The sequence below is a fragment of the Herpetosiphon llansteffanensis genome (genome assembly GCF_003205875.1).
In the GTDB taxonomy this organism is placed as follows: Bacteria; Chloroflexota; Chloroflexia; order Chloroflexales; family Herpetosiphonaceae; genus Herpetosiphon; species Herpetosiphon llansteffanensis.
In genome coordinates, this window is the sequence record NZ_PUBZ01000102.1 from 21,254 (window position 1) to 42,515 (window position 21,262).

At 48.1% G+C, this 21,262-nt stretch carries 22 protein-coding genes and 1 riboswitch; of the genes, 3 read left to right on the forward strand and 19 right to left on the reverse strand.

Translation table 11 applies throughout. From position 1 onward, the window contains the following. Positions 1-65: 65 nt before the first annotated feature. Complete coding sequence (gene ruvB / locus C5S61_RS14725; RefSeq protein WP_439109052.1) at positions 66-1,097, forward strand: Holliday junction branch migration DNA helicase RuvB; 1,032 nt, start codon at positions 66-68, stop codon at positions 1,095-1,097. A gap of 56 nt (positions 1,098-1,153) precedes the next feature. On the opposite strand, the gene C5S61_RS14730 is transcribed toward ruvB, so the two are convergent. The 19 genes from C5S61_RS14730 to C5S61_RS14820 all read right to left on the reverse strand — a co-directional run bounded on the left by C5S61_RS14730 (position 1,154) and on the right by C5S61_RS14820 (position 19,877). After that, positions 1,154-1,792, reverse strand: a complete 639-nt coding sequence (locus C5S61_RS14730) for a Fe-Mn family superoxide dismutase (RefSeq protein ID WP_110515930.1) — start codon at positions 1,790-1,792, stop codon at positions 1,154-1,156. Between the two features lie 225 nt (positions 1,793-2,017). Beyond that, complete coding sequence (locus C5S61_RS14735; protein ID WP_110515884.1) at positions 2,018-3,364, reverse strand: DUF2029 domain-containing protein; 1,347 nt, start codon at positions 3,362-3,364, stop codon at positions 2,018-2,020. Positions 3,365-3,703: 339 nt separating this feature from the next. Further along, positions 3,704-5,170, reverse strand: a complete 1,467-nt coding sequence (locus C5S61_RS14740) for a WD40 repeat domain-containing protein (RefSeq protein WP_110515886.1) — start codon at positions 5,168-5,170, stop codon at positions 3,704-3,706. Between the two features lie 235 nt (positions 5,171-5,405). Beyond that, positions 5,406-6,089, reverse strand: a complete 684-nt coding sequence (gene rpe, locus C5S61_RS14745) for a ribulose-phosphate 3-epimerase (protein ID WP_110515888.1) — start codon at positions 6,087-6,089, stop codon at positions 5,406-5,408. A gap of 61 nt (positions 6,090-6,150) precedes the next feature. Next, positions 6,151-6,918 carry a GNAT family N-acetyltransferase gene (locus C5S61_RS14750; protein WP_110515890.1) on the reverse strand — a complete coding sequence of 256 codons (768 nt, stop codon included), beginning with the start codon at positions 6,916-6,918 and terminating at the stop codon, positions 6,151-6,153. A gap of 20 nt (positions 6,919-6,938) precedes the next feature. Continuing rightward, a complete protein-coding gene (locus C5S61_RS26610; RefSeq protein ID WP_124033433.1) occupies positions 6,939-8,186 on the reverse strand; it encodes a hypothetical protein in 1,248 nt (415 codons plus the stop codon). Between the two features lie 213 nt (positions 8,187-8,399). Further along, complete coding sequence (locus C5S61_RS14760; RefSeq protein WP_110515894.1) at positions 8,400-8,801, reverse strand: VOC family protein; 402 nt, start codon at positions 8,799-8,801, stop codon at positions 8,400-8,402. Positions 8,802-8,905: 104 nt separating this feature from the next. Continuing rightward, positions 8,906-9,274 carry a hypothetical protein gene (locus C5S61_RS14765; protein ID WP_110515896.1) on the reverse strand — a complete coding sequence of 123 codons (369 nt, stop codon included), beginning with the start codon at positions 9,272-9,274 and terminating at the stop codon, positions 8,906-8,908. A gap of 58 nt (positions 9,275-9,332) precedes the next feature. After that, positions 9,333-9,836 carry a GNAT family N-acetyltransferase gene (locus C5S61_RS14770; protein ID WP_110515898.1) on the reverse strand — a complete coding sequence of 168 codons (504 nt, stop codon included), beginning with the start codon at positions 9,834-9,836 and terminating at the stop codon, positions 9,333-9,335. A gap of 66 nt (positions 9,837-9,902) precedes the next feature. Next, entirely contained in the window at positions 9,903-11,120 is a 1,218-nt protein-coding gene (gene metK / locus C5S61_RS14775) for a methionine adenosyltransferase (RefSeq protein WP_110515900.1), read from the reverse strand. Between the two features lie 23 nt (positions 11,121-11,143). Continuing rightward, the gene (locus C5S61_RS14780) at positions 11,144-11,560 is read right to left on the reverse strand and encodes a type II toxin-antitoxin system VapC family toxin (protein WP_110515901.1); all 417 of its coding nucleotides are present in this window, start codon (positions 11,558-11,560) and stop codon (positions 11,144-11,146) included. Continuing rightward, a complete protein-coding gene (locus C5S61_RS14785; protein WP_110515903.1) occupies positions 11,560-11,790 on the reverse strand; it encodes a hypothetical protein in 231 nt (76 codons plus the stop codon). The genes C5S61_RS14780 and C5S61_RS14785 overlap by 1 nt, the downstream gene beginning before the upstream one ends. A 113-nt stretch (positions 11,791-11,903) precedes the next feature. Beyond that, positions 11,904-13,166 carry an adenosylhomocysteinase gene (gene ahcY / locus C5S61_RS14790; RefSeq protein WP_110515905.1) on the reverse strand — a complete coding sequence of 421 codons (1,263 nt, stop codon included), beginning with the start codon at positions 13,164-13,166 and terminating at the stop codon, positions 11,904-11,906. A gap of 112 nt (positions 13,167-13,278) precedes the next feature. Then, positions 13,279-14,235: a carbohydrate kinase family protein gene (locus tag C5S61_RS14795; protein ID WP_054532513.1), complete on the reverse strand. Its 957-nt coding sequence runs from the start codon at positions 14,233-14,235 to the stop codon at positions 13,279-13,281. Positions 14,236-14,292: 57 nt separating this feature from the next. Further along, a complete protein-coding gene (locus C5S61_RS14800) occupies positions 14,293-15,312 on the reverse strand; it encodes a hypothetical protein (RefSeq protein WP_110515907.1) in 1,020 nt (339 codons plus the stop codon). Further along, complete coding sequence (gene mtnA, locus C5S61_RS14805; RefSeq protein ID WP_110515931.1) at positions 15,290-16,357, reverse strand: S-methyl-5-thioribose-1-phosphate isomerase; 1,068 nt, start codon at positions 16,355-16,357, stop codon at positions 15,290-15,292. Before mtnA ends, C5S61_RS14800 begins: the two co-directional genes overlap by 23 nt. A gap of 49 nt (positions 16,358-16,406) precedes the next feature. After that, positions 16,407-16,506: riboswitch (SAM riboswitch) on the reverse strand. A gap of 106 nt (positions 16,507-16,612) precedes the next feature. Then, complete coding sequence (locus tag C5S61_RS14810; protein ID WP_110515909.1) at positions 16,613-17,818, reverse strand: NAD(P)/FAD-dependent oxidoreductase; 1,206 nt, start codon at positions 17,816-17,818, stop codon at positions 16,613-16,615. 80 nt (positions 17,819-17,898) lie between these two features. Further along, on the reverse strand, positions 17,899-18,354 hold the full coding sequence (locus C5S61_RS14815; protein ID WP_110515911.1) for a GNAT family N-acetyltransferase: 456 nt from the start codon (positions 18,352-18,354) through the stop codon (positions 17,899-17,901). A gap of 542 nt (positions 18,355-18,896) precedes the next feature. Then, positions 18,897-19,877 carry a polyprenyl synthetase family protein gene (locus C5S61_RS14820; RefSeq protein ID WP_110515913.1) on the reverse strand — a complete coding sequence of 327 codons (981 nt, stop codon included), beginning with the start codon at positions 19,875-19,877 and terminating at the stop codon, positions 18,897-18,899. 173 nt (positions 19,878-20,050) lie between these two features. Between C5S61_RS14820 and fabZ the strand changes: the two genes are divergently transcribed. Together fabZ and C5S61_RS14830 are read left to right on the forward strand one after the other, a co-directional pair. Then, the gene (fabZ, locus tag C5S61_RS14825) at positions 20,051-20,476 is read left to right on the forward strand and encodes a 3-hydroxyacyl-ACP dehydratase FabZ (RefSeq protein WP_110515915.1); all 426 of its coding nucleotides are present in this window, start codon (positions 20,051-20,053) and stop codon (positions 20,474-20,476) included. A gap of 34 nt (positions 20,477-20,510) precedes the next feature. Further along, on the forward strand, positions 20,511-21,242 hold the full coding sequence (locus tag C5S61_RS14830) for a response regulator transcription factor (RefSeq protein WP_110515917.1): 732 nt from the start codon (positions 20,511-20,513) through the stop codon (positions 21,240-21,242). Positions 21,243-21,262 lie beyond the last annotated feature (20 nt).

The following is a 21,262-nucleotide window of genomic DNA, read 5'->3' on the forward strand; positions in this document are numbered from 1 at the left end:
GACCGTCTGTGCTATAATCGCTGTAGGAGGATGCCATGTCCGATGCGTTTGATCAAGCTCAACGAATGATTTCACCCAAGCCTCGCGAAGAGGATCAAGTGGTGGAGAAAAGTTTGCGGCCAAAAAAATTGGCCGAATATATTGGCCAAGAAAAAGTGTTGGCCAACCTTAAAATTGCGATTGCTGCTGCTCAACAACGCAAGGAGCCGCTTGATCATACGTTGTTTTATGGCCCGCCTGGCTTGGGCAAAACCACGCTTTCAACCATTTTGGCCAACGAAATGGGCGTGAATATCAAAATTACCTCTGGCCCAGCCATCGAGCGGGCTGGCGATTTGGCAGCAATTTTGACCAACCTTAAAAAAGATGATTTGCTATTTATTGATGAAGTGCATCGCTTGAATCGCGCTGTTGAGGAAGTGATGTATCCAGCCATGGAAGATTTTGCGCTGGATATTATTGTGGGTAAAGGCCCGAGCGCCCGTAATTTGCGCCTGAAATTACCCCGTTTTACCGTGGTTGGGGCGACGACGCGGCTTGCTTTGCTCACTTCGCCCTTGCGCGACCGTTTTGGCTCGGTACATCGGCTTGAATTTTACTCGCTTGAAGCCATGACCGATATTGTGCGCCGTTCGGCGGCCTTGCTGAAATCGCCAATGGATGAGGCTGGTGCGCTTGAAATTGCCCGTCGTGCTCGCGGCACGCCACGGGTGGTTAATCGTTTGCTGCGGCGGGTGCGTGATTTTGCCTTGGTTATGGCCGACAATCACATTACCCTCGATGTTGCCAAAGCCGCCCTTGCCAGCCTCGAAATCGACGATTTGGGGCTTGATGAGAATGATCGGCGGGTATTGCGCACCTTGATCGAAACCTTCAATGGCGGGCCGGTTGGCCTAACGACCTTGGCCGCCGCAACCGCCGAAGAAGTTGATGCCATCGAGGATGTCTACGAGCCATATTTGTTGCAACTTGGCTTTCTTCAACGCACACCACGCGGGCGGATTGCCACGCGCCGCGCCTACGATCACCTCGGCGTGAGCTTTCCCGAACCGCCGCGACCTGTTGATAACCAACAATCAACCTTTAATTTAGAATAATTATTGTTGTTTGACATAAAAACAGGCTGCTAGATTTGCTAGCAGCCTGTTTTCGTTTATTTGGCGATGGCCAGATCGTAGCGTCGCCCGACTTCGCTCCAATTAATCACATTCCACCAAGCGCTCAAAAATTCGGCGCGTTTTTGGCGGAATTTCAAATAGTAGGCATGTTCCCAAACATCAACGCCGAGCAAAGGCGTTAGACCTTCCATATACGGGCTATCTTGGTTGGGGTAACTGGCGAGGTAGAGCGTGCCTTTGCTATCGGTTGAGAGCCAGCCCCAACCTGAGCCAAAGCGCCGCGAAGCAATATCGTTATAGGTATTTTGGAAGCTACCGAACGAGCCATATTTGGCATTAATTGCCGCCGCCAATGCCCCGCCAGCGCTGCCGCCACCTTTGGGCGAAAGCGTTGCCCACCAAATTGAGTGATTGGCATGGCCGCCAGCGTTGTTGCGCACTGCGGTCTGGATGGCGCTTGGTAAATTGCTCAAGCCATGCAAAAGCTCAGCCACATTCATGCTTTGCAATTTTGGATAATCAGCCAAGGCCGCATTTAAATTGGTAACCATTGTATTGTGATGTTTTTGGTGATGAATGTACATCGTTTCTGCATCGAGCTGCGGTTCCAATGCACCGTAATCATAGGGCAAGGCTGGCAAGGTGAATTTGCCGTTGGTTGGCACGGTTGCCATATCAAACGTTTTGCCAACTCCGCCATATTTTTTGGCGCTTGCCTCTTTGTTGCCCCAAATTGCGGCCAAACTGCCTAAGCCGATTGCGCCCAAAAATCCCCGCCGCGATAGATTGAAACGTTCTGACATTATCACAACCTCCACTAGACCATGCGTTGGTATTGCTCCATTCGTTGAAATAAGCACTTTGGTTTTAGCAAAATCGTGATAATTATTAAATTTTGATTAAGAATGTGCTTCATTAATAAGGATTGGCTGGTTGCTTGTAGCTGCATGTGCTTGAACTTTTTGGCGAATTGCATAGCCCAAACAGAGCAAGCACAGCGGCAAGACGAGCCACGATTCCCAAGCAAAGTCGCTGGTTTGCAACGTATTGAGTGGCATACCTTGGGCTTGGGCAGTAAGGCCGAGCGCAACCCAGCGCGAACCAATCAGGCCAAGTAGCGCTGTGCTGAGGCCAATTTTGCCCCAGCGGCCAAGCGTTGGCCAAAGCAAACTGAGCACAATTAATTCAATAAATGAGAACGACCAACCAACAGGCCTACCCCAATATAATAAAATAAAACTGATGCCATACAGCAGCGGAAAACCAACCTGCTTGCGCCAAACCAGCCAACAACTTGCTGCCAACCCAAGTACCCATAAGCCAAGCGCCAACATTTGGGCAAGGTTTGGGTTGAGGCCAAGATTGATTAAGCCTTGCAATGGTGTGCGGTTCCACATGCTCATCGGGCTTTGTTCGGCCACCGCAAAATTAAACCATTGGTATTCGAGGGTATTGGCTAAATAGGTGAAGGTTTCGTGGCGCAGCGCACTATCCCAGCGCCAAATTTCAAGCCCAATCAGCCCTAAGGCTAGCGCTGCAATGCTGGCAATTCGTTTTATCAACGCTTGCCGTGCCGTTGAATCAGCCATGGTGCAATAGGCTAGGGCTGCTAGAGCCACGAAAAACAGGGCATAGAAGGGCTTAATCAACAGCAACAGGGCAATAATCAGCGCAGCAGCCAGCCGTGAATGATAGAGCGCCCAATAGCCGCCAAGCAAACTACCAAGCAGCAACAATGCTTCAACATTGCCAGAAACGATGCCCAGCATACACTCCAAACTCAGCATCACCAAGATTGTCCAAGCGCTGCTTTGCTTGGTCAGATAGAGCCAAAAGCCTACGAAGAGCAGGGTTGCCATGCTCAAAATTGCGGCCATGCCAAGGCTGTTAATCTGTAATTTGGCTACAGCTTGGGCCAAAGTGGGCGGGTACAGATATGGCCCAACAATCTGACCAACCTGATCATATTGCGCCTTAACTGCCAGCTTTGCAGCCGGATCGGATGCGTTGAGCATCCGTTGTTCCCACAAATGCACGCTGCGCCACATCGCTTGCGCCTCGGCGATTGCCGGATAGGGATTGGCCTGGTGTTGCATGCGTTCGGCAGCCAAGGCATAGCTTTGAAAATCGACAGCGGCGATGCCTTTTTGTTGGTTTTGACTAACGATCTGATACCCAAAAGCGACCCACATGCCAAAAATGATCCAGCCAATCATCGAGCCTAGCGTACGCCAAGCAAATCGCATACTCAACCTTTCGAGCGCTAAGCCTTTGGATCGACTGCGTTGAACGACTAGAATGCAAGGGCAAAATGCAACTATACAGCAGAATCTGTGGCTAGAGGTTTACGAACGGCGTTGGTCTGACAGTTTTGGCTGGGTTTGGGGGTTTTGCGTTGCTAAAGCTGCTGGAACCAAAATGCTACCTACTTGGAACAGGCTTTGGAACTGGGTCTTGCTATATTAAATCTACACACTCTCATTGCGGCGCTCCTGTGGTTTGGAAGCATCAGGGCAGTTGGCCGCTTGGTAAACGTGGGACTTTACCAAGCGGCCAGCACCGCATTTAAAGATATACTACTAGAGCTACTGCGTTATTACTTCCCAAACTTCGATTTTACCGCTATCGCTTCCTGCACTAAGTAATGTACCATCATGATTCCATTGGATAATATTAGGTGAAAATGATCCAAATTCTGCTAATTTGGCACCTGTATCGATTGTCCATATACATATCGTTTCTTGACTACACGCTGCAGCAATCAGGTATCCATTAGGGCTAATATCAACAGTTAAAGGGGGGGCATCTGTAGAAATACTAGCTTTAATAGAGCCATTATTTGTATCAAGAATTTGAATTTGCGGCTTTTCTATAGTTGTTCCTACTATAATAAGTTGACTATCCGATGTCCATGCAAACGTAAAACTATTTTGAATTTTAGTAAATTTTTGAATCTGTTGATTTGTCGTGAGATCCCAAATCCTCAGTGAACCATCATAACTTAGACTTGCTAATTTTTTGCCATCAGGACTAAATCGAACCCTTGTAATTAATCCAGTGTGGCCACGTAAAATTGTTATAGCTGTAGGTTGATGCGTATTCCATAAGCGTATGGTTCCATCATTTCCTGCACCCGCTACAATTGTATTATCTGGGCTAAAATCTCCAGTCCATGTAAAAGAAGTAAAACCTTCAAAAGTTTGTATAAGCTCTCCATCAGCAACTTGGTAGATTTGTATACTTCCAATCCCTCCTGAATCATCACCTTTCATCGCTGAAGGGACTGCGATGAGGCTGCCATCAGGACTAATGACAATATCTCCCCGTCCAACAGTTTGCTTGTTATCTAAACCATATTCATCCATTAGGTTGCCAGAAATCGGATTCCATCTTAAGATTCGATCTGTTTCTGAGGTTGCAAAAAGGCTATTATCATCAGGACTAAAGTCTAAGCCCCAAATTGGTTTGGTATATTCGGTGAAGGTATATTTGAACGAAACAGTTACATCAGTCACAGGTGGCTCTATTGAAGTCGATGGATGTGGTTCAAGTGTGGACGTAGGTTCAGGTGGCTCTGTTAAAGTCGATGGAGGTGGTTCAAGTGTGGACGTAGATGTTGACACTATTGGCGTTATTATGATAGTAGATGTCGTATTTGTTGGACTAGGTGCTGGCTTGATGGGATCGAGTTTTATCTCTGTTGGTAGTTGATCGCGATAAATATCGATATGAATATTTTTTAAATTATATCCTTCTGCTATCAAACTCAATCGAGCCTTATTATTAGCAAATGAATTGCTTAATGTGAATCTTACAAATCCTTCAGTATCCGTATATTGATCTATCGTTGCTTGTCCGGAAATTGATATACTAACTTTGACATTATTGATGGGATGATTGGTTTTGTTATCAAATACCCTAATAAAGTAGTCAAAATTGGCAATAACAGTATTTTCTGTAGGGGATTCATTTGTGCAGGCTCCAAGCGCTATGGTTGAAATAACAAGAAAGATAACTCCTATTTTTGATAATAGATATTTTTGAGTAGACATAAACGCTCCATCAAATATCTTAATCTGTACTGTAGGACTGTATTCCTGATAGAGGTATTTTATTAATAATATAACATATTTACCTATCTTACAATAACATCGACTTGCTTAACGCCAAAACCCCGCAGTTGCGGGGTTCTAGCGAGAGAAGAGAGGAGAAGGAGATAGATTGAGTATAGGCCATTGCTCCTATTCTGACATTCCCTATAATGGGTGATTTAGCGGGTGACTTAAGTCATGCTAAAGCGGCGATAAAGGCATCCCACGCTTGGTGCGGCGTGATGGTTGATGAATAAAAGGCCGAGCCTGCAATCAGATTAGTCGCCCCTGCCTGCACAATCTGGGCTATGTTACTTGGCTTAACCCCGCCATCGACCTGAATGACCGCCTCGTGGTTGCGCTGATCGAGCAAACTACGCACAGCAGCAATTTTTGCCAAGCTGCGTTCGATAAAGCTCTGGCCCCCAAAACCAGGATTAACCGACATAATCAGCACCAAATCGAGATCGTGAATAATATCTTCGAGGCTACTGACTGGCGTAGCTGGATTGAGCGCCACGCCCGCAGTGCAACCAAGCTCATGAATGCGCTGAATTGTGCGGTGCAAATGCACGCTGGCTTCTTGATGCAGCGTAATATGGTTTGCTCCAGCCGCAGCATATTCCTCAAGCAACGCATCGGGATTGCTCACCATCAAATGCACATCCAACGTGCCCTTGAAATATGGTCGAATCGCCTTGATGACTGGTGGGCCAAAGGTCAGGTTGGGCACAAAATGGCCATCCATCACATCAACTTGAATCCAGCTACAACCTACTTCGTCGGCGGCCTGAACATCGGCTCCAAGGTTGGCAAAATTGGCCGATAAGATCGATGGGGTCAGCTCGATGGCGCGGCCAGCGTGGTATCCGATTGGCATAAAACTCCTCGTTGTGTTTAATCATGCAGCTCTATTAAACCACACATCGAACCTGGCTTGGTCAAAAATCAATCCGTAATAAACGCGTTGCACTAGCCATTCCTGCCCGTTCCAAGGTTTTTTTGGAGGTATGGTTGTAATACCAGCAGCCAGCGATTGGCTGAATCTGTTGGTTTTGGCAATGGCGAATGAGCGCTTGAATGAGGCGTGTGCCATAGCCTTGTTGACGATAGGCCACATTTATCTGCATGCCAATGCTGGCAACCTGTTGATAGATGCTGCTTGGTTCAATAATGCCAAAGCCGACAAGCTCGTCATTGATACTAAAACAAAACAGCTGTTGCCACGCCACTCGTTGCGGAATTTGATCAAACAAATCGCTGGCATGCTCAGTAATGCTGGCAATATCAGCCTCTGTTGCTAGTCGGAGCTGTTCGTTCGCGCTTGCTTCGAGCAAGGTTTGGTGATTGGCTTGAAAAAAATAGGCTTGTTTCTGCAATTGACGATACTGATCAAGCGCATGGCTCAGCAACCATTGATCGTTGGTTGGCACAAAGGCAGCTTGCACATTCGCCAATTTTTTGGCTTGCTCAAAGGCTTGTTGGCCATACTGCTGATAGCCAGTTTGCAGCGAAAAATGCACCAACATACTTGCATCGTGCACTGCGGCCAAGCCAATCGCTGTCTGATCAAGCCAAATTTGATACCACGCGGCATGGAGTAGGCGATCCTCGAAGAATGAATCGACGTGAGTTGGTAGCTGGGCATAATATTCAGCGATGGCTGGTTTGATCGCAGCGAAATTAATTGGTGTAAAGCGTAAGTACATTGAAGTCCTTCATTAGTACATTATTTCCTGTAAAACGTTAATTCCTCAAAGCCTGATTGGCTTTCGATGGTAATTTTGAGTGTTCCTTCTTGTCTGATGCTGATAACCCAAGTTTCATCAGTTTTGATTAGAGTAATTTCATTGTCGCCAGAAATTACGGCATCTTGCTCATCGGTGATTGTACTATCGGCACAATTAACCTTGAACCCAATTCTAATTCCACTACTGCTCTCGCGAATATTGATATTTGTAATGTTGCGCGGCTTTCCATCGTTATTCCAACAGCCAATCAATTGTGGTGCTGTTGGTACACTTCCCACATCTTCGGTTGGTTGTGGGCTATTTGATTGATTTGAGGTAAGTTTAATTTGTTTCGGCAAGCGATCTGCTTGAATATCAACATTAAATGTTGCTGAATCATAACCAGTTTTTTCGATGCTCAATCGACCTGCTTGATCATTATATTGATCACTAATCGAGAGCCGTGCAAAGCCATTATTATCGCTAAAAGTCTCAAGTGGGGCAAGATTTGAGAGTGTGATTGTAACTTTGGCCTGACTGATAGGTTTGTTGGTCGTTTTATCAAGTACCTCAACTTGATAATTAAATGTATCATTTGATCCAAAACTAAATGTTTTGAACATTACCAGCATGCTTGCCAAGGCAGTGATTATCGCAGCTATGATGATAGCTCTTGGTTCGTTGAGTTTCATTCCAGTATAGTTTCTTTCTGTTTTGTTTTTTGGATGTTGCTCAACCTGGTAATAATCTGTATTCCCCTGATATGATTCAAAGGTAACTTCTTTCACCTTTATACCTTCTATACTCAATGTTCCTGAGAGATAAAGGCTTAACAATTTTTGGGCTGAGTCTTCTGGAAGTTCAATGATAAATCTTATACTTCCGCTAAAATACCCTAAAAATCTAATTTGACTAATATCTAAATCAAGTAAGATTGCTAATTTATATTTGAGTTTTTTAATATAAAGATCATCGACTTGATTAATATTTCCTTCAATTATTATTTGAATTTCTTTTGCTTGAACTTTTGATTTGATAAATACTGATGATTCTTGGATTTTCTCCTCATTAATTGCCTCATTAATTGCTTTTATTTGCTTTTTTATTTCCTCTCGTTCATTTATTACACTTATAGGCTGTAATAGACCATATTTAGCTAATTGAATTTCTACTATGTGTAAATTTCGCTGGTATGATACTAATAACTCTTCAAGTCGTTCAAGATTTGATTGATCATAACCAGACATAGAACAATCCCCCAACCATAACCACTAGCATAATTGACATAGTGAATCAAGTAAACTGGTGGCTTAATTGCTATGTTGTGCGATGGAATCGCCCTATCATACACTATTAGTGACAGACATAAAAGGGGGATTTTGCAGTGGGGCAAAACTAGAGGATGGATAACAGCTAGCCGATTATCATTGGAGCATATTGGGCTAGCTGTTAAATAACGCTTATAGCGGCTGAGCTAGCTCCCAGAGATGGCCAGCGGGGTCGGCAAAACTGGCAGTGCGCACGCCCCATGAGCGGTCGATTGGCCCATTGATAAACTCAACGCCACGCTCGCGCAACTCTGCATAAACTTGATCGGTATTGCTGACCGTAATCGTATACAAAGCGCGGGAGTTGGCTTTGGGCACAGCCATTGGATCAAGCAATTCAACCGCTGCGCTCTCGGTGAGCAAGTTAATTAATGTTGAGCCAAATTGAAACACCATCGAATTTTCGTCGCTGAACACCATTGGCAAGCCAAATGTTTGCTGATAAAACTGGGTCGTGCTTTGTATAACAGCATCGGGCACGAAAAGGGTAATTGCACTAATCGCTCCATCTGTCCAACTGGTTTGATTGGTCATTCATTCCTCCTTGAAAAACCACCGCTCTATTATAGAACATATTTTCGTTTTTTGATTAAAAAATAAAACCATCTGTTGTAGATGGTTGCTGGTGTTCGATTGAATTATTGCTGTTGCTGGTTTTGCTGTTGCCATTCAGCATATGAGGTTGGGCCGTGGTTGCGCTTGTGGCGGCTAATAATCAGCTGTTGTTTCGCCCGCACCAGCTCTGCATCAACCTGCCATGTAGCCTGATCATTGTATACACGTTGACGGCGCTCGGCCTCAAGCAGTTCAATATACTTCTTGCCACGCGCTTGGGCGAGGTTTTGTGAACTGGCAGCATCAGGGTTTGTACGAAATTGATGTAACGCTTGTTGGTAGCGCTGTTTGGCGGTTTGTTTGGCTTCTTCTTGCTTGGATAGATAGGCTAAGTGGACTGCGATGATCAGACCGATAACCGCAAGCGCAATGCCCCAAAACAGTGTGTCCATAACCATTCTCCCTGAATTATTTGGCTTTAATACGCCAGTGGTTGCACAACGTTACACCCTAAACTGTATCAAAGGCTGGATGATAGGAAATTGTGCCATCCAAGTCTGCCAATGACCCAACACTCAATTCTTGGGCCATAAAAAATTGCGCATCAACCGGATAATGGCAGCGCAGATGCCAATTTGCAGCAGGCTGAAAGCCAAAGCGTTGATAATATGCAGGCCCACCCAACACAATCAAGGCCTGAATTTGCGCTTGGCGGCACGCTTCAAGCCCAGCCTTGACCAAGGCCGAACCAACGCCCTTGGCTTGCTGGCTTGGCAGCACTGCTAACGGGCCTAATCCCCAAATTGTGATGCTGGTTGGCGCTTGATCATACTGCACAGGGCTGAACAAAATATGCCCAACCAGCTGATCATCCAATTCTGCAACCAAGGAAATAATTGCTGTTACTTGACGTAATGAATTGACGAGATCAGCCTCGCCAGCACGACCAAAGGCTTGTTGATTGATGTTGGTAATGGCTGGAATATCGGCGCTGGTTTCATGGCGAATCAACATTAATGTGCTCCTAAAATGCCAAGAGCTACCATTTGCAGGTAGCTCTCGATCAGAATTTGCTGAAATTTACAGGCCAGATTCGGCGCGCAAGGTTTCGGCTTTGTCGGTGCGTTCCCATGGCAAATCGATGTCCGCACGGCCAAAGTGACCGTAGGCAGCGGTTTGCCGATAGATTGGGCGGCGCAAATCAAGGTCGCGGATGATCGCGCCTGGGCGCAAATCGAAGTGCTTGTTGATCAATTCCAACAATTTTTCGTCGCTGACTTTGGCGGTGCCAAAGGTTTCGAACGAAATTGACAATGGCTTTGAAACGCCGATTGCATAGCTAACTTGCAATTCAAAGCGCTCAGCCAAGCCAGCGGCAACGATATTTTTGGCAACGTAGCGAGCAGCATAAGCAGCCGAGCGGTCAACTTTGGTTGAATCTTTGCCTGAGAATGCGCCGCCACCGTGGCGAGCAACGCCGCCGTAGGTGTCAACGATAATCTTGCGGCCAGTCAAACCTGAATCGCCCATTGGGCCGCCGGTCACGAAGCGACCGGTTGGGTTGATGAAAATCTTGGTGTTTTCATCGAGCATGCCTTCAGGAATTACTGGCTTGATCACCAAGTCGATGACATCTTTGTGGATGCGTTCGTTATCGACGTTGGGGTCGTGTTGGGTTGAGATCAACACGGTATCAACGCGCACCGGCTTGCCGTGGCTATACTCGACGGTTACTTGGCTCTTGCCGTCTGGGCGCAAGTAGCCGACTTCGCCGGTTTTGCGCACTTTGGCCAAGCGGCGGGTCAATTGGTGCGCCAACGAGATCGTCAATGGCATAAATTCATCGGTTTCGTTACAAGCAAAACCGAAGACCATGCCTTGGTCGCCAGCGCCAACTTTTTCAATTTCAGCTTCGCGGCTGGCTTGATCGTCGCGCACTTCCAAAGCCACGTCAACGCCTTGGGCGATGTCTGGCGATTGGCCGTGCAAGGCCACGATAATGCCACAGGTTTCAGCATCGAAGCCGAATTTGCCACGGGTGTAGCCGATGTCGCTGACGACTTTGCGCACAATATCTTGAACTTCAACATAGCCCTTGGTGGTAACTTCACCGAGAACCACGATCAAGCCAGTGGTGGTAGCGGTTTCGCAGGCCACCCGTGACAGCGGGTCTTGAGCCAACAATTCATCCAAGATCGCATCGGAAACTTGGTCACAAATTTTATCGGGGTGTCCTTCAGTCACCGATTCTGAGGTGAAGAAGAACTGTGGAGCACGCATAAATGTTGTTGCGTCCATTGAGTTTTATCTCCTAGCAGCAATTAAGTATTGAGGAGCAATGCAGTAAAACCAGCTTGGATAAAGTGTTTATCCGAAGTAGCGGCCTCATACAAGCCTTGTTCTTGCATTACAACAAAAGAAATACAATCGGTTAAGCCCCATTGTTTATCATCGCGTTGATGATATAATGCAACACCTTTATGAAATAATTCGGTTGTTACTGATTGTACAACAATATTCGGTGTTGTATAACAAGAGTTTATAAATCGAACAGCACTATTTCTTAGTGAGCCACTTAATGCATTGGCAATTTCAGTTAATACTGCTTCTGTGATCCAAACTTGGTGGGACTGATGGATATACGGTAATAACTTGCGTGCTTGCTGATGATACGTATCATTTTTATTAAGTAACGCTTGGACAAATGCTGTATCGACAAAAACTCGCTGAAGTGCCATTAGCTCGATGTATCCTTATCACCATAGAGATAGTGTTGATGATTTTCCGACCAATCTTGAGGCATCGTTATTGTTCCAGTCAATTCCTGTAACACATCCCAGGCATTGGTTGGTTCGAATGACTCAGCAGTATGCACAGTAATGGTATAGGTCGTATTTGGCTTAAGATCAATGTGTTCTGTGGGCCGAAATACTTCTCCATCGAAAACGACGGTCAGCTGTGCATCCATAATGATCGCTCCATTGTGATGTAGCAGAATTGGGTTGATTGCTGAACCCAATTCTGCTACTGGATTGTATCGCAGTTGATACTTCAGGTTTATACCGCAACGGCGGAATCAGACTAGGTGCCTTCTTCCCATGAGTTGAGGTAGGTTACTTGAGCTTCGGTCAAGATATCGATGCTGATACCCATGGCGGCGAGCTTCAAGCGGGCAATTTCTTGGTCAACTTCAACTGGCAAAGCGTAGACTTTGTTTTCCAATTTGCCTTTGTTGGTCAAGAGGTATTCGCTGGCCAATGCTTGGTTGGCGAATGATTGATCCATCACGGCGCTTGGGTGACCTTCGGCTGATGCCAAGTTGATCAAGCGGCCTTCGCCCAGCAAGTTGATGCGGCGACCATCGGCCAAGACGTATTGATCGATGAATTCGCGAGGTTGTTTCTTTTCAACAGCCATTTTTTCCAAAGCTGGAATGTCGATTTCGACGTTGAAGTGGCCTGAGTTACAAACGATCGCGCCATCTTTCATGGCAGCAAAATCTTCGCCGTCGAGCACGTGAATATCGCCAGTAGCAGTGATAAAGATGTCGCCGATGCGAGCAGCTTCAACCATTGGCATCACGCGGAAGCCATCCATTGCAGCTTCGAGGGCCTTGATTGAATCGATTTCGGTGACGATGATGTTGGCACCGAGACCGTGGGCACGCATTGCGATACCTTTTGAACACCAGCCGTAGCCAGCAACAACCACGGTTTTACCAGCGATCAACACGTTGGTTGCGCGGATAATGCCGTCGAGGGTTGATTGGCCAGTGCCATAGCGGTTGTCGAACAAGTGCTTGGTTTGGCTGTCGTTGACCGCAATCACTGGGAATTCGAGCACGCCTTGGTTGGCCATAGCGCGCAAACGAATAACGCCGGTGGTGGTTTCTTCGGTTGAGCCAATCAAGTTTGGCAACAATTCGCGGCGATCTTTCAAGACAGCGCTCACGAGGTCGGCACCATCGTCCATGGTGATATGAGGAGCGTGGTCAAGGGCAGCTTTCAAGTGATTGTAGTAGGTTGCGTTATCTTCGCCCTTGATGGCATAGACGGGGATTTCGTCGTATTGCACCAATGCTGCGGCAACATCATCTTGGGTTGAAAGTGGGTTTGAGGCTGCCAACACAATATCAGCGCCACCAGCTTGCAAAGCGCGCATCAAGTTTGCGGTTTCAGCGGTAACGTGCAAACATGCCGACATTTTGATGCCTTCAAGTGGACGTTCTTTGCTGAAGCGTTCGCGCAATTGGCGCAAGACTGGCATTTCTTGCTCGGCCCAGGCAATGCGGCGCATACCTTCGTCGGCGAGCTTAATATCTTTAATATCGAAATCCTTAGCCACGAAAAACTCCTTAATAAAAGTATGAAGGCAGAGGGATGAAGGATGAACTGCACCCCTGAATACCTGAATCGTAAGCTACCAGCGTAGCATTACTGACATGACCATGGTTGATTTAGCCGAATAATTCAGCTAAGAGTGGTTCGGCACCAAAATTTTCTTCGTAGCGAGCCACGAAATCGGCTTTGGTGTAGCGATGTTCTTGCGTGCCGTGATGCTCGATGGCATAACATGCCGTCAAGCTGGCGATCCGACCGGCGACTGGCATCGGTAAACCTGCCAAGTAGCCTCGCACAAATCCGGCGCGGAAGGCATCGCCTGCTCCAGTTGGGTCGGCAACCACGGTTGCCTTGGCCACTGGAATCTCATAAACTTGGCCATTGTGGTAGATTGTAGCACCTTCGCCGCCTTTGGTAACAACCGTTAGGCCAACGACTTGATGCAATTCTTCCTCAGTGCAGCCAATTTTTTCTGCCATCATGGCAAATTCATAATCGTTGCCGATCAACGCAGCAGCGCTGCGGCAGCCTGCGAGCAATTCAGGGCCGTTCATGCGGGGAGCTTGCATGCTTGGGTCATACAAGTAGGGAATATTGTTGGCTTGGCATTCGATCACCAACTGCGCCATGGCAGCAGGATCGTTGGGCGCAATAATCACAAAATCTGGGCGATGGCCATCGAGTGGCAAGCGCTGGCGATGAGCTTGGGCCATTGCACCTGGATAGAAGGCGGTAATTTGGTTGTCGGAGAGGTCGGTGTTGATAAAGCACGAGGCAGTGAAATCGCCTTCGATGACTTTGATCAAGCCAGTATCAACCCCAGCGTTTTCGAGCCAGGTTCGATATTCGCTGAAATCTTCGCCGACGGTTCCCATGACGGTGGGGCGTTCGCCAAGCAAGGCCAAGTTATAGGCAATATTTGGCCCTGTGCCGCCACGCATGCGCTTCATCGACTCTACCAAGAAGCTCACGCTCAAAACGTGAACTTTATCGGCCAAAATATGATCTTTGAATTGCCCAGGAAATACCATAATGTAATCGTAGGCAATTGATCCAGCTACAACAATCCGCACGAACAAACTCCTAATATGAGTAACGATATCGCCGCTATGCTACGTGGATAGCAGCGCTCACTGCAATTTATAGTGCGTCCGAATGACGCGGCTAACCTCGGCCAACAGGCCAAGCGCTTGATCGGCGTGGCTTGGCTCGTGTTGAGCAAGGCCCTGCGCGATAGTTAATAACGAGCCATCAAGAATGCGACTGTTGAGAATATCGCGATCGAGTGCATCACGCAATAATTCAGTCCATTCGTTGACCACATCACTGACCGTCATTGTGGCCAGCTGCGCGGGATCGCTGGGCAAACATTCCCAGATAATTGCCCCGCCGTTTTCCAAATAATCATTGATACACTTGCCACAGGCCAGCAAATCTTGGCGTTGCTCTTTGGCACAAACCAACACCCGCATGCCGCTCTTGATCAACAGCTGCCAATCGACAGCAGCTCCAGTTGGAGCGATGCCACAGGCAATCGGGCTATGCTGAATGGTTTCGGCCAGCAAGCCATAGGCTTCTGCTTGGCTGATTGGGCTAAATGATTGAGCTTGGGCATTCCAAAATGGCTCAATCAAACAGACCCAGCCTTGGATGTCGTGAATGCGTAATTCACGCGCCAGCCAACCAATCCGTAAGTGTAAGTGCTGTGTCAAGACCTCGCGCAAGCGTTGATCGGCCAATAATGGCCGTTCCTGATCATCGACCAAGGTCAGGCCCAAACTTAACGGGCCATACAATCCAAAACCCAAGGCTTGGGGCCGCAATTGGCGATCATTGAGCCACGGTGTATGATCAAGCAATTGTTCAACGCTGTCAACTGCCACATGGCCAACCGCATTTTCGAGATAAGCCAATTGATGGGCTTCAAGCTGACGTTCGAGTTGAGCTAGATCAAAATGCGGATCACTGTTCAAGCCAGGAAAGCCATGGGTGCTCAAACTCCATAAGGGTTGAGCAACAAAGGTTGGCGCAATTGGATAGCCCTGTGTCCATCGCATTTGGGCTGCCCATGCACTCGCCTGATTGGTGTAGGGCAGATCAAATGGTGCAATCGCTTGGCAACGGAACTCACTGGCGAGCGTTGGCGGCATTGGCAGTCTCGACCATGGTTTGTAATTGTTCGGCAAATGGCGGGTAGGCAATGCCTTGTTCGGTAATAATTGCCGTAACCAAGTGCGCAGGCGTTACATCAAAGGCTGGATGGGCTACCTTAATGCCTTCAGCAGCAATTGCCTGTTGCCCGATATGCGTCACTTCTTGGGTTGAGCGTTGCTCGATTGGAATCGCCGCGCCATTGGCAGTCTGCAAATCAATGGTCGATGTTGGCGCTGCAACATACAGTGGAATGTTGTGCGCTTTGGCCAAAACCGCCAAGCCATAGGTGCCAATTTTGTTGGCAACATCGCCATTGGCCGCAATCCGATCCGAGCCAACAATAATACAATCGACATGGCCTTGCTGCATAAAATAGGCAGCCATGTTATCGGTAATGAGGGTCAGATCGATGCCTGCCTGTTGCAATTCCCACGCGGTAAGGCGTGCGCCTTGCAAAAATGGCCGGGTTTCATCAACCCAAACGTGAATTGGCTGGCCATCTTCATGTACGGCCCGAATTGGGGCCAGCGCTGTGCCATAGGCGGCAGTGGCCAAACCACCAGCATTGCAGTGGGTCAATACGTTGCGCGTTTGAGCCAAAAGCGTTTTGCCATGTTGGCCAATTGCGCGACACATGGCCTCGTCTTGGTCGCGAATGGTTTCGGCTTCGGCCAATAAGCGTTGACGCAATTGATCGGGTTCAAGCTGTGCATTGGCTTCAGCGAGATCGAGCATACGCTTGGTTGCCCAAGCCAAATTGATCGCCGTAGGCCGCGCTGCATCAAGCAAGCTTTTGGCCTTCGCAAGTTTTTCGATCAATTTGCTGCTGGTTTGAGCTGTGCTGCGTTTGGCTGCAAGCGCCATGCCATACGCCGCCGTAATGCCAATTGCTGGCGCGCCTCGCACTTGCATCGAGCGAATCGCTTCGATAACGCTGTTTAAATCCTCACAACGCACAATATCCAGGGTTGCTGGCAAGCGCAGTTGATCGATCAAACAGGGCACGTCGTCCCACCAAACGGTTTTTGGTACTTCATTCATGGGTTGCATTACACAAAAAAACCTCTCAAAAGAGAGGCCCGCATGCATCAACTCATCTATCAGGCCGAACCTGCAGGATTTTGCACCTTCCAAAAAATTGGGGTTGCCGGGCTTCGTCGGGCCAGTCCCTCCGCCCATCTCGATGAGAATCGCGTATTCACTGGTATTCCACAGTTCGGTTGGCGATTATAGCATAGTCAATTGCTTGTGACAAATGGCTTTTAGCGTAGTTTGGGCAATCTGCCCAACTTGGCTTCAATGGCGATCGAGCCGAAAAATCGCTGCATCCGGGTTTGGACGTTGACATAGCCGATCGCGCAGCAGTTCGGCAGCGACAATGCTATAGGTAATGCCATTGCCACCATAGCCCAGGGCGAGCAAAATGCGCGGTTGGTCGGGCAAATGGTCGATATAAGGCAAGCCATCGCTGGTTTCACCAAACGTGCCAGCCCAGCGATAATCAACATGCAGCGGAATATGCGGGAAAAAATCATTAAAGCGCTTGCTCAATTTGGCTGCTTTGCGTTCAAGTAAGGCATCGCGCTTGGCCGGAATATCAATGCGATCATCTTCGCCGCCGATAATCGCGCGACCTTCGCTGGTGGTGCGCAGGTAGACATAAGGTCGCGCACTTTCCCAAATTAAACATTGCTCGTGCCAGCCACTGAAATCGCTCAACGGCTCGCTGGCAATTGCATAGCTGCTGCGGAATTTGACCAATGCTTGTTTGATATAGTTTTGGGCTTCGTAGCCAGCAGCCAAAATCAGATATTTGGCATGAATCTGACAGCCTGTATCAGTCGTTACGGTTACGCCAGCGCTATTGGCCTGCCATTCCTTGGCACTCGTGCGATCGAAAATTTGTGCGCCATGTTGGGCCGCATGCTTGAATAAGCCGTGGGCCAGCTGAAAAGCATCAACTTCGGCTGCATTGTAGGAGTAGAGCGCTGCGGGAGCGCTAAAACTAAAGCGTTCGCCAATTGCGCCTTTTTCCAAAAAATCCAAATTAAAACCGTTAGCTTTGCGCAGTTCATATTCTTGGCGTAATTGTTTTACATGCCAACGACTACTAGCAAGATATAAACTTGTCTTATATGAAAAATGGTCTGCTACACCGACCTTCTGAGCAACTTCGGCGACTTTATCAATCGCGTCGCGACAAAGTTGATAGGCGCGAACGGCGTTTTGCTCGCCAACCAACTTAACTAATTCGGTCAGGGGCGTATCGATTTCATATTGCAACAAGGCGGTGCTGGCACTGGTGCTGCCGCCAGCAATCTCGCGTTTTTCGAGCACAACCGTCTCGATATTGGCCTCAGTCAGATAATGGGCGATCAGCGCGCCGCTAATGCCGCCACCAATCACCACTACTTCACAACTTAAATCGTTTTCTAAGCGAGGATACGTACTTAATAAACCATTTTTAACGGCCCAAAACGGATATCCACTATTCAAATCCATGGTTTGCGTGCTCCTGATATGTGCGCTTGAGCTGGCATTAAGCAAGCGCTATGCCGCTACAGGAGGCTGATCGCTACTCTTTACTCATTCTTCGCTAGCTCATACATTGCGACAATTCGGCCATTCGCATCACATGATTGCTCCTGAAAACCGAGGGATTGATACAAATAACGCGCGGCATGGTTGTGCTCGCGATAACTTAGCCACACGTGATCGATCGTGCCCAACGCTGCGGCCTTGGCCAAAATTGCCTGCATTGCGGCACGGCCATAGCCTTGGCCTTGAAAGGCCTGATCGATCATCAAGCGAGCAACCCGATATTGGCCAGTGTTTGGACTGATGCCATAGACCGCCAAGCCAACCAGCGTATCTGCCTGGGTCATAATTGCCCGAACATGCATCGTTGGATAAAACTGCGCCTCGGCAATTGAATAGAGGTTGGAGGCGACAAAATCTTGTTGCTCAGCAGGCAAGCTCAGTTCGCAGCATGCCTGCCAATTTTCGCTGGTTACTGGGGCTAAATGAACAATGGTCATAGCTGTTCCTTGCTTCGTGATTATTGCTTGAATGAAACAGGGTTTGAATGGAAATCAATGTTAATCTAAATACAATCATCTTCGCTGAATTGGAGAGAAACGTTGGTGGATGGTTTAGTTGGAGTAATGATTACAGTCATTTCAACAATCGGACACTCCATTGAGGCTAATTCTAGCGTGCGATCTGGCTCTCTGATGAAGACTGTATCCCAGCCGCCGATTTTTGTTTCATTATAGTTATCTAAATCATAGAACAACCAAATGGATGCAAAATGGATCTTGGATGGGTGCTTGCTGGATTTTGGGCTAGCCAAAACCCTGCTGCAATGCAACAGGGTTTCGATTAGGGGCTAGATTTGGGTTGACTCAACCAAGAACAATTTTGATAGATTCGTTAGCTCAAATTATCCACCAATTGCCCTTTAGGGGGGTGCAAGGGGATGAAAACCCCCTGCGGCGGAGGGACGGAAGGGTGGCGAACCAAAAGTCTATCAAGAAGCCATGAGAATCCATCAATCCTAAGGTAACCAAGCTGGCTAAACTTAGAAATGGCGGTCGAGCACATACTCTGAGATTTCGCGCAACAGCTCTTTTGCCGCCGATGGTGGAAACATATCAAGGGCTGCGAGGCCGCGTTGGGTAATACTGCGGGCTTCGGCGATTGCTTGATCAATGCCACCAAGCTGCTTAACCTGGCTAATTGCTTGTTCAACTTGCGTATCGCTGAGTTGCTCGTATTGATCAAGCAAATTGACCAAGGGATGTTCGTGATGATCCTTGACTGCCAAGATTAACGGCAAGGTAATGGTGCCTTCGCGCAAATCGTTGCCAGCAGGCTTGCCAAGCGCTTCCTCGGTGCTGACGAAATCGAGAATATCATCGACAATTTGGAAGGCTAAGCCAATATCGTAGCCATAGCGGCCAGCAGCCTCAATTTCTTCTGGGCTACCACCACCGCAAACCATGCCCGCCGCGGCAGCAGCTTCAAACAAGGCTGCGGTTTTGCCACCGATTTTGGCATAATATTGGTCAAGGGCTGTGGCTGTGGGCAGCGTTGCCATGACGGGGTGCAATTCAGAGGCTGAAATCGTCATAACCGATTCGGCGAAAATCTGAATCACCCGTGGGTCGGGAGCTAGCGCCATTTCGCCAGCAGCAACCGCAAACAGGTAATCTCCAACCATCAATGCTACGCCCTGATCCCATTTGGCATGGACGGTAACTTTGCCCCGTCGGCGATCAGCATCATCGACGAGATCGTCGTGAACCAGACTTGCTGCATGAATCAACTCAACAGCGGTTGCTGCATGCAAGCTATCGCTCAAGCGGTACTGGCCTAATTGCGAGGCAAGCAAGACCATCATGGCCCGCAAACGCTTGCCACCAGAGCTAACAAGGTGTTGACCAGCAGCCGTGATCAGAGCCGATTGTGATTCGACCCGATGCATAATGCGATCTTCGACGGCTTGCAGATCATGGCGTAACGTGCTTGGGATTTCCAATTGTTTTAATGTGTGCGTCATAGCACGCTTCCTACATAAATTCGGTGTTTGTGAAAGTTATCGCGTAGCCAAAGCATACCCGAAAACCATACCAGCGTCAACGGATTTGCCGCTGGCTTTAGGCTCGGTTACACTAGAGGCTAGGCTATCTGAGAGCTTTGTGAGAGGTTTTGAAAGCCGCTAGGAGTGTTGCGATGTTTAATATTGAGGATATTTTGGCCACCCTGCCCCACCGCCCGCCGTTTCTTTTGATTGACCGTATTTTAGAGCTTGAAGATGGCGTACGTGCGGTTGGATTAAAAAACGTCACCATGAACGAGCAGTTCTTTGTTGGCCACTTTCCCGGGCGGCCAGTAATGCCTGGTGTGTTGATTGTTGAGGCTTTGGCGCAGGTCGGGGCATTCATCATTTTGCGCCAGTCAGAGTATGCTGGCAAGATTGTGATGTTTGCTGGCATCGATGATTTTCGCTTTAAGCGCCCAGTTACACCTGGTGATACACTGAAATTAGAAGTAAGCCTCGATAAAATGCGCCGCCGCATTGGCAAGGGCCAAGCCAAAGCCACGGTTGATGGCACGCTGGTTGCCGAAGGTGGGCTGATGTTTGCAATTGTTGATTAAATATTGAAACATTCGCCTACAGAAGGAGTCTGTTGTGGATACATTCAATGTTGAGCTACGCGATAAGCTCATTCTGGTGGTTGATGACGAACCACGGCTCGTCACATTTATGCGCGTAAACCTCGAAGCCGAGGGCTGCCGCGTAATTAGCGCCGAAAATGGCCGTAAAGCGCTGGAAAAAGTGCGCGAAGATATGCCTGACGCTGTGTTGTTGGATATTATGATGCCTGGCTTGGATGGCTACGAAACTTTGCGCCGCCTACGGGAATTTTCAGCAATTCCGGTGATTTTCCTCACCGCCAAGGACGAAGAAGATGATCGGATTCGCGGCTTGGAGCTGGGCGCTGACGATTACATTGGCAAGCCATTCAGCCATCGCGAGTTGGTAAGCCGTTTGCGGGCTGTGTTGCGCCGCCATTATGTGACTCCAACCCAAGCAGTTTCAACCACCAAAATCGACGATCGCTTGACAGTCGATTTTGATCGGCGCGAAGTGTTGGTCAATGGCGAACGGATTAGCCTGCGCCCAACCGAATATCGCTTGCTCTATCATCTGGTGCAAAATGCTGGCTTTGTCATGCCCCACGAAACGTTGTTAGCCAAAGTTTGGGGGCCAGAATATCGTGATGAAAGCCATTATTTGCGCTTATATGTTACCTACTTGCGCCAAAAGATCGAAGAAGACCCCGCCAATCCGCATTATATTTTGACCGAGCGCGGGGTTGGCTATCGCTTCGTTGATTTCAAGAAAAAGACCGAGGAATAAGAATTTGGGCAAATGCTCAA

Bases quoted from the DNA above. Each gene is read 5' to 3' on its own strand.
- C5S61_RS14750 (WP_110515890.1), bottom strand. From the start codon at position 6,918: ATGTACTTACGCTTTACACCAATTAATTTCGCTGCGATCAAACCAGCC.
- C5S61_RS14815 (WP_110515911.1), bottom strand. From the start codon at position 18,354: ATGACCATTGTTCATTTAGCCCCAGTAACCAGCGAAAATTGGCAGGCA.
- C5S61_RS14770 (WP_110515898.1), bottom strand. From the start codon at position 9,836: ATGTTGATTCGCCATGAAACCAGCGCCGATATTCCAGCCATTACCAAC.
- C5S61_RS26610 (WP_124033433.1), bottom strand. From the start codon at position 8,186: ATGTCTGGTTATGATCAATCAAATCTTGAACGACTTGAAGAGTTATTA.
- ruvB (WP_439109052.1), top strand. From the start codon at position 66: ATGATTTCACCCAAGCCTCGCGAAGAGGATCAAGTGGTGGAGAAAAGT.
- C5S61_RS14760 (WP_110515894.1), bottom strand. From the start codon at position 8,801: ATGACCAATCAAACCAGTTGGACAGATGGAGCGATTAGTGCAATTACC.
- mtnA (WP_110515931.1), bottom strand. From the start codon at position 16,357: ATGAATGAAGTACCAAAAACCGTTTGGTGGGACGACGTGCCCTGTTTG.
- C5S61_RS14810 (WP_110515909.1), bottom strand. From the start codon at position 17,818: ATGGATTTGAATAGTGGATATCCGTTTTGGGCCGTTAAAAATGGTTTA.
- C5S61_RS14785 (WP_110515903.1), bottom strand. From the start codon at position 11,790: ATGGATGCACAGCTGACCGTCGTTTTCGATGGAGAAGTATTTCGGCCC.
- C5S61_RS14765 (WP_110515896.1), bottom strand. From the start codon at position 9,274: ATGGACACACTGTTTTGGGGCATTGCGCTTGCGGTTATCGGTCTGATC.
- C5S61_RS14730 (WP_110515930.1), bottom strand. From the start codon at position 1,792: ATGGCAACCGTGCCAACCAACGGCAAATTCACCTTGCCAGCCTTGCCC.
- C5S61_RS14820 (WP_110515913.1), bottom strand. From the start codon at position 19,877: ATGACGCACACATTAAAACAATTGGAAATCCCAAGCACGTTACGCCAT.
- metK (WP_110515900.1), bottom strand. From the start codon at position 11,120: ATGGACGCAACAACATTTATGCGTGCTCCACAGTTCTTCTTCACCTCA.
- C5S61_RS14740 (WP_110515886.1), bottom strand. From the start codon at position 5,170: ATGTCTACTCAAAAATATCTATTATCAAAAATAGGAGTTATCTTTCTT.
- C5S61_RS14780 (WP_110515901.1), bottom strand. From the start codon at position 11,560: ATGGCACTTCAGCGAGTTTTTGTCGATACAGCATTTGTCCAAGCGTTA.
- fabZ (WP_110515915.1), top strand. From the start codon at position 20,051: ATGTTTAATATTGAGGATATTTTGGCCACCCTGCCCCACCGCCCGCCG.
- C5S61_RS14735 (WP_110515884.1), bottom strand. From the start codon at position 3,364: ATGCGATTTGCTTGGCGTACGCTAGGCTCGATGATTGGCTGGATCATT.
- C5S61_RS14800 (WP_110515907.1), bottom strand. From the start codon at position 15,312: ATGCCGCCAACGCTCGCCAGTGAGTTCCGTTGCCAAGCGATTGCACCA.
- rpe (WP_110515888.1), bottom strand. From the start codon at position 6,089: ATGCCAATCGGATACCACGCTGGCCGCGCCATCGAGCTGACCCCATCG.